Origin of the sequence: Streptomyces sp. SID1328, assembly GCF_009865595.1 — a bacterium.
Classification (GTDB): domain Bacteria; phylum Actinomycetota; class Actinomycetes; order Streptomycetales; family Streptomycetaceae; genus Streptomyces; species Streptomyces griseoluteus.
This window is the reverse complement of record NZ_WWKH01001028.1, coordinates 1-5,673: the sequence shown is the minus strand read 5'-3', so window position 1 is coordinate 5,673 and position 5,673 is coordinate 1. Positions and strand designations below refer to the sequence as shown.

Here is a 5,673-nt window from a genome sequence, read left to right as displayed (position 1 = left end):
CGTCCTGCATGATGTTCCAGGGACCAGGTAGATCGTGCCGTCGTGGCCCGTGAGGGGCTCCCCCAGGGACTTCGGGTGAGCGGGGTCGGTGACGTCCCAGAGGTGGATCGTGCCGTCGTCGCCCGCGCTGGCCAGGGTGTGCCCGTCCGGGCTGAACACCGCGCTGCTCACCCAGGACCGGTGCCCGTGCAGCGGGGCGCCCAGCGGCTTGGGGTTCCCCCGGTCGGCGACGTTCCACAGGCGGACGGTGCGGTCGTAGCTGGCGGTGGCGAGGACCTTGCCGTCGGGGCTGAAGGAGGTCAGGTAGACGGCGCCGGTGTGACCGGTGAGCGGGGTGGCCAGCGGGGCGTTCACGATGGAGATCAGCCTGCTGTAGGCGCCCTCGTCGTCCGGGCGCAGCCGGTGCGCGACCAGGTCGAGGCCCGCCGCGAGCGAGGGGTCGGTGTGCTGGACCCGGTCGGCCTCCGCGAGGACCTGCTCGAACACCGCGTCGTTCCGCTGCTGCCAGGCCACCACCGCGGCCCCCGCAGCGAGCACCGCCAGCACGGTGAGCGCGGCCACCGCGGCCCTGCTGATCAGCACCGTGCGCTTGCGCAGCCGTACCGAGGCGGCCAGGAAGTCCAGGGCGCCCCGCGTCAGATAGGTGTCCCCGGCCGTCTCCGCCCAGCCGCGCGCCTGCTCGAGACGGGAGCCCCGGTACAGCAGGGAGCTGTCGCGCTCGGAGTCCTCCCAGGCCCGGCCGTCCTCCTCCAGCCGCTGGCGCAGCAGATGGTCGCCCCGGTTGTCGTCGATCCAGTGCCGCAGCCGGGGCCAGGCGTGCAGCAGCGCCTCGTGGGTGATCTCCACGGTCTCCGCGTCGAGGGTGACCAGCCGGGCGCGTACCAGCGCCTCCAGCGACTCCTCGGTCTTGTCCGGGTCCGTGGACTCGGCTGCCAACTGGCGCCGGGTGCCGCGCCTGCGGGTGGCCTGGGTGTCCTCGCCGAGCCGGACCAGGCGCAGCAGGAGCAGCCGTGCGGCGGTGCGGGCGGCCGGGTCGAGCCCGGACCAGGCGCGCTCGGCGGTAGCCGCGACCGCGCCCTGGATGCCGCCCGCCGACCGGTACCCGGCCACGGTCAGCCGGCCGGCCCTGCGGCGCTGCCAGGTGGCGAGCAGGGCGTGGGAGAGCAGCGGGAGCACGCCCGCGTCATGGGCGCCGCGCGGGCCGTCGGCGCTGACCTCGCGGACGATCAGCTCGGTCAGGCCCGCCTCCAGCTCCAGCCCCACCGCCCGCGCCGGTCCGGTCACCGCCTCGCGCAGTTCGGCGGTGGTCAGCGGGCCGAGCACCATGTGCCGGTGCTGGAGGGCGTCGGCGAGTTCGGGGTAGCCGAGGCACTCCTCGTAGAAGTCGGCGCGGATGCCGAGGACGACCTGGACGGGGGCGGGGCCGGCAGGACCGGGGGTGCAGGCGGCGTGCAGGAACTGGACGAAGGCCCGGCGGCCGGCCTCGCTCGGGCAGAGGGTGAAGGTCTCCTCGAACTGGTCCACGATCAGCACCGGCCGGGCCGTCCTGCGGGCCGCGGGCGCCGGGGACTCGGGTGAGGAGCGGGGGCCGGGGATGGTGACGGTGCCCGGTGGCCGCCGGTCGAGGGCCCACTCGGTGACCGCTTCCCGTATCGCCCCGGCGGCCGGGCTCCGGTCCCCCTCCCCGGCGGCCCGCGCCTCGGCGGCGAGCGGGGCGAGGGCCGGCACCAGGCGGGTCAGTTCCCCCAGCGGATCGGCGCCCGGCACGAGCTGGAGGACCGTGTGCGCGCCCTCCTCCTCCAGGGCGGGCACCAGGCCGGCGTTGAGGAGGGAGGACTTCCCGGCGCCCGAGGCACCGACCAGCATCACCAGTCCCCCGCCGCGCTCGGCGGCCCGCAACTGGGCCACCAGCGCCTCCGTGCCCCGCTCCCGGCCGAAGAACCAGCGGGCGTCCTGCTGCCGGTAGGAGGCGAGGCCCCGGTACGGGCACACCGGCGAGTCGGCGGGAGGGGGTTCGGCCGCGGGGCCCTCGGGGCGCTCGCCGACCGGGTCGGCCAGGGCACGTTCCCACAGCCGCTGCCACTGGGCCAGGTCGTACAGGCCGCTGGAGACCGGGGTGGGGCTGGCGCGGCGGGCCTCGGGGATGAGGATCTGCAGGACGGCGGCCAGGGCGGCGAACTGGGCGGGCGCGTTCTTGGCCCGCCGCCAGTCGCTGATGCGCTGCGCGGAGACCCGTACCGGACGGCCCCGCTCGTCCACCCGCTGGAGCCGGACGACCGCCTCCGAGACGCTTTTCAGGGGCGGATTCCCGGCTTCCCGGTACAGCAGGGCGAGGCGTTCGGCGAAGGCTGTGCGTGCCCCTGAGTCGGAACCCAAGGTCCCACCCCTCACTTCCCCCATCTGATGCGTCCGGACCGGAAAACTCACCCTATACGGCTGACCTGCGGGAAAGCCCTGGTTCCGCAGTCCGGACCTCCTCGCCGGTTGCCACAGATGGCAGGATCGCATCGCGGTAGCGGAGCTGTCACACACCGTCCGGACAGGCCACCGGCCCGGTCCGCGAACGGGTCCCGCCCGGCGCCGAACGTTCTCGGTCAAAGTTCACCGGGAGCGGCCAACGGCGTGGCGGGACGCCACGAGATCCACGGACCCACCGTGCCGGGCACACCGGCACGGCTCGGGACGAAGACCCCCCGCTCCGTTCGGTACCGGTCCCCACGAGGGGAGGGACCGGTGCCGGACGGGCGGTGGCGCGACCGGTTCGGGCGCGTATCTCCGGGGCAGGGACGTCGTGGGCGCGGGCCGTCGAGGGGTCCGGGGTCGCCCGTGCGAGCAGGGGAGGACGCATGAAGGTGTCCGTGGACCGCGAGGTCTGTTACGGCTCGGCCGAGTGCGCGTACCGCGCTCCCGAGGTCTTCGACTTCGTCGAGGGGTACGGCGTGGTCAGGCCCGGCCGGGAAGATTCCGGAGACGATCCGCTGGTGCGCGAGATCGTGGAGAGGTGTCCCTCGCAGGCCGTGCTGCTGGGGGAATGAGGCGGACGCGGTGCGGGCCCCCAGGCCGGTGGCCGGGGGGCGTTCCGTGTCGACGGTCGGGTACGCAAGTCGCCAGTGTGTCGAGACGTCCGCGGTACTGGATGCCTGCCGTGGGGCTCGGCGGTCTCAGCAGTCCAGGTGGGACGCGTACTGCTCGGTGCTCTCCTGCCGGTGCGTGGTCTCGGTGCGATCAGGGGGGTTCACGCGGTGCGGGGCGAGGACGCCCGCTTCCCGTCCGGCCAGTGAGCGGTGCCGGCAGTTGGGGGACTTCCCGTGGGCCTCGGCCCGGATGCGCTGCTTCATCGTGGGGGGCAGGGACCTGGCTTGTGGCCAGATCTGGTGGCCGGCGGCCGCCGGTGCCTCCGGTGCGCTGTGCTCCGTGCTGCCGTGACTCGGGCTCTCGGTCTTGGCCGAGGCGACCGGGGCGGTCGCGGTGACGAGTCCGAGCGCCGTGCACAGCGCGAGGAAGGCGGTGACGATGGCGGTCCACAGCGTCATGACCTTGTTCCTGGCCATGGCCCCTCACTTTCAGGTTGGGCGATTTGCGTACTTTCCTCATGATGTGTATGTGGGCGGCGAAGTGGTGGACCGACGCCCGTGGCGCGTCGATGTTCAGATGAACACCACTCGGATGGGTGCAAGGTGGCGGAAAACCCCTGCAGCTGTCCCTAAAGGGGAGGAACACCACCCTCTGTGCGGGTGTGATCACCCTCCGATCGCAACGGCTCGGGGCCGCCGGGAGACGGGAGTTGGGGGCCCGGCGCAGGTCACCGATCGGTCTCGGTCGGTGTGTATAGTCGGGCGCCAGAGGTCCCCTACGTCAACGAAAGACGAGGTCGCGCGGTGAAGAAGCTGCTCCTGGTCGCACTGGCCGCCATCGGCGGTCTCCTTGTGTACCGCCAGATCCAGGCGGATCGCGCCGAGCAGGACCTGTGGACGGAGGCCACCGACTCCGTGCCCACCGGTTCCTGAAACCCCGGCACCACGGTCTGAACGAACCCCGGTCGCTCGAGCGGCCGGGGTTCTGTGTTGCCGGACCCCGGAACGTGAGGTACGCCTCGTCCCTGAGAGCCCCGGTGTTTCGGACGGCCGCGCGAAAACCCTGATGGCGCAAGCGGTACCGGGCAGGATGGGCCCCGGCGCGGTGACCTAGGGGCAGGGGGCGGCTGATGCGGCGGGGGTTGCGGAACGCGGTACGGGGGCTGTGCGCGGGAGCCGTGGTGTGGGCTCTGGCCGGCACACCCGCGGTGGCCGCCCCGGACGGGTACGCCTTCACGCCGGGCGCCGAGAACCTCGCCGGGTCTCCGGACACCGCCGGGGCCCGGACGCTCGTGCCCGGCCACACCTACCGCAGCTCGCTCCCCGCGCACGGCCGGCTCTACTACCGGCTCCCCCTCACCGCCACGGCGAACGCCTACGTCCCCGTCACCGTCGTACCCCCGCGCGGCGCGACCGTCGCCGCCACGGACGGCATACGGGTCTCGCTCCAGGACGCCGACGGCAACCCCTGCTTCTACTCCTCCGCGTCCTTCGGCGCCGGACTCAGCCCCCGTCCCGTCACGGCCGTCGGCCAGCGGGACACCGGCAAGTCGCTGTGCCAGAGCGCGGCCGTGTACTACCTGCTGGTGGAGCGGCTGGACGCCAAGAACTCCGATCCCGGCCGCTGGGACCTCGAGCTGGCCCCCGCCACCGAACCGGGTCTCGCCGCCACCGGCCCCACCACGCCGCCTGGTGCCTGGAACTCCGCCACGCCCCAGCCGCCCGGCGACGCCCCGCGCGAGAGAAGGGGAGGTGAGGGCTTCTCCTCCGCCCGTCTGCTCGGCCAGGGCGTCTGGCGCACCCGCCTGGCCCCCGGCGACACCGCCTTCTACAGGGTGCCGGTCGACTGGGGGCGCCAGGTGCACGCCGGCGCCGAACTGTCTGCCGCCACCGGCCACGGCTACGTCGGCGGTGCCCTCACCCTCTCCCTGCTCAACCCGGCCCGCGCCCCCGTCGACGACGCGGCCCTCGGCTACACCGGCACCCGCCGCGCGGTGTCCCTCGCCCCGGTCCCGCCGGTGGAGTACGCCAACCGTTACGCGGTGCCGAGCGGGGAGAACGGGGTGCGGTTCGCGGGGGACTACTACCTGGTCGTCCACCTCAGCGAACGCCTGGCGGACTCCTTCGGCACGGGCCCCTTCGGCGTGACGCTCAGAGTCCGGCTGAACGGGACTGCCCACGCCGGCCCGAAGTACCGGGGGCGCACCGAGCCGACGGATCTCTTCTCTGTGAGCACGGGCGACTGGGGGCCGGCTCCGAGCGGGGGCACCGGGGGCACCGCGGGCGGTGATCCGACGATGCGGGTGCTGGCGTACGGCGGGCTTGGCGGCGGGACGGCGCTGCTGCTGGGGCTGGGGGCGTGGACGCTGCTGGCTCGGCGGTCTGGAGTGGGGTCCGGGCCCTGGAGCCAACGCCGGCAGTCGTAAGGCAGGCCGCTGGGCGGCCCGGATGCTGCTCGGCGGTCTCAGACGCGGGTCAGGGCCCAGAAGCCGACGGCATAACAGACCAGCGCCAGTAACAGCACCGGTACGGCGACCTTGGCGGAAGGGCCCGGCCGGGGACGGGAGTGGGCGCGGTGACCGGGGCTGCGGGGGGTCTC

The 5,673-nt window shown here is 73.8% G+C and carries 5 protein-coding genes and 1 pseudogene; 3 read left to right on the top strand and 3 right to left on the bottom strand.

Annotated features, from left to right (window positions below):
* Nucleotides 1-2,400 (bottom strand): AAA family ATPase (locus GT030_RS33230; RefSeq protein WP_237522995.1); only part of this gene is annotated, 2,400 nt, incomplete at its 3' end.
* A 446-nt stretch (nucleotides 2,401-2,846) separates the two neighbouring features.
* On the opposite strand from GT030_RS33230, the gene GT030_RS33225 reads away from it, so the two are divergent.
* Nucleotides 2,847-3,035 (top strand): ferredoxin, encoded by a 189-nt coding sequence (locus GT030_RS33225; protein ID WP_031179064.1) that lies wholly within the window; start codon nucleotides 2,847-2,849, stop codon nucleotides 3,033-3,035.
* Nucleotides 3,036-3,161: 126 nt separating this feature from the next.
* Here the strand turns inward: GT030_RS33225 and GT030_RS33220 are convergent, their stop codons facing one another.
* Complete coding sequence (locus GT030_RS33220) at nucleotides 3,162-3,551, bottom strand: DUF6344 domain-containing protein (protein WP_161204248.1); 390 nt, start codon at nucleotides 3,549-3,551, stop codon at nucleotides 3,162-3,164.
* A 327-nt stretch (nucleotides 3,552-3,878) separates the two neighbouring features.
* Here GT030_RS33220 and GT030_RS36965 point away from each other — a divergent pair, with 327 nt between their 5' ends.
* Together GT030_RS36965 and GT030_RS33210 are read left to right on the top strand one after the other, a co-directional pair.
* On the top strand, nucleotides 3,879-4,007 hold the full coding sequence (locus GT030_RS36965; protein WP_003999697.1) for a DLW-39 family protein: 129 nt from the start codon (nucleotides 3,879-3,881) through the stop codon (nucleotides 4,005-4,007).
* A gap of 197 nt (nucleotides 4,008-4,204) precedes the next feature.
* Nucleotides 4,205-5,500, top strand: coding sequence for a hypothetical protein (locus GT030_RS33210; RefSeq protein ID WP_237522994.1), 1,296 nt, complete (start codon nucleotides 4,205-4,207; stop codon nucleotides 5,498-5,500).
* A gap of 38 nt (nucleotides 5,501-5,538) precedes the next feature.
* On the opposite strand, the pseudogene GT030_RS36960 reads toward GT030_RS33210, so the two are convergent.
* Nucleotides 5,539-5,673 (bottom strand): annotated as a pseudogene (locus GT030_RS36960) (serine/threonine protein kinase); the annotation flags it as partial.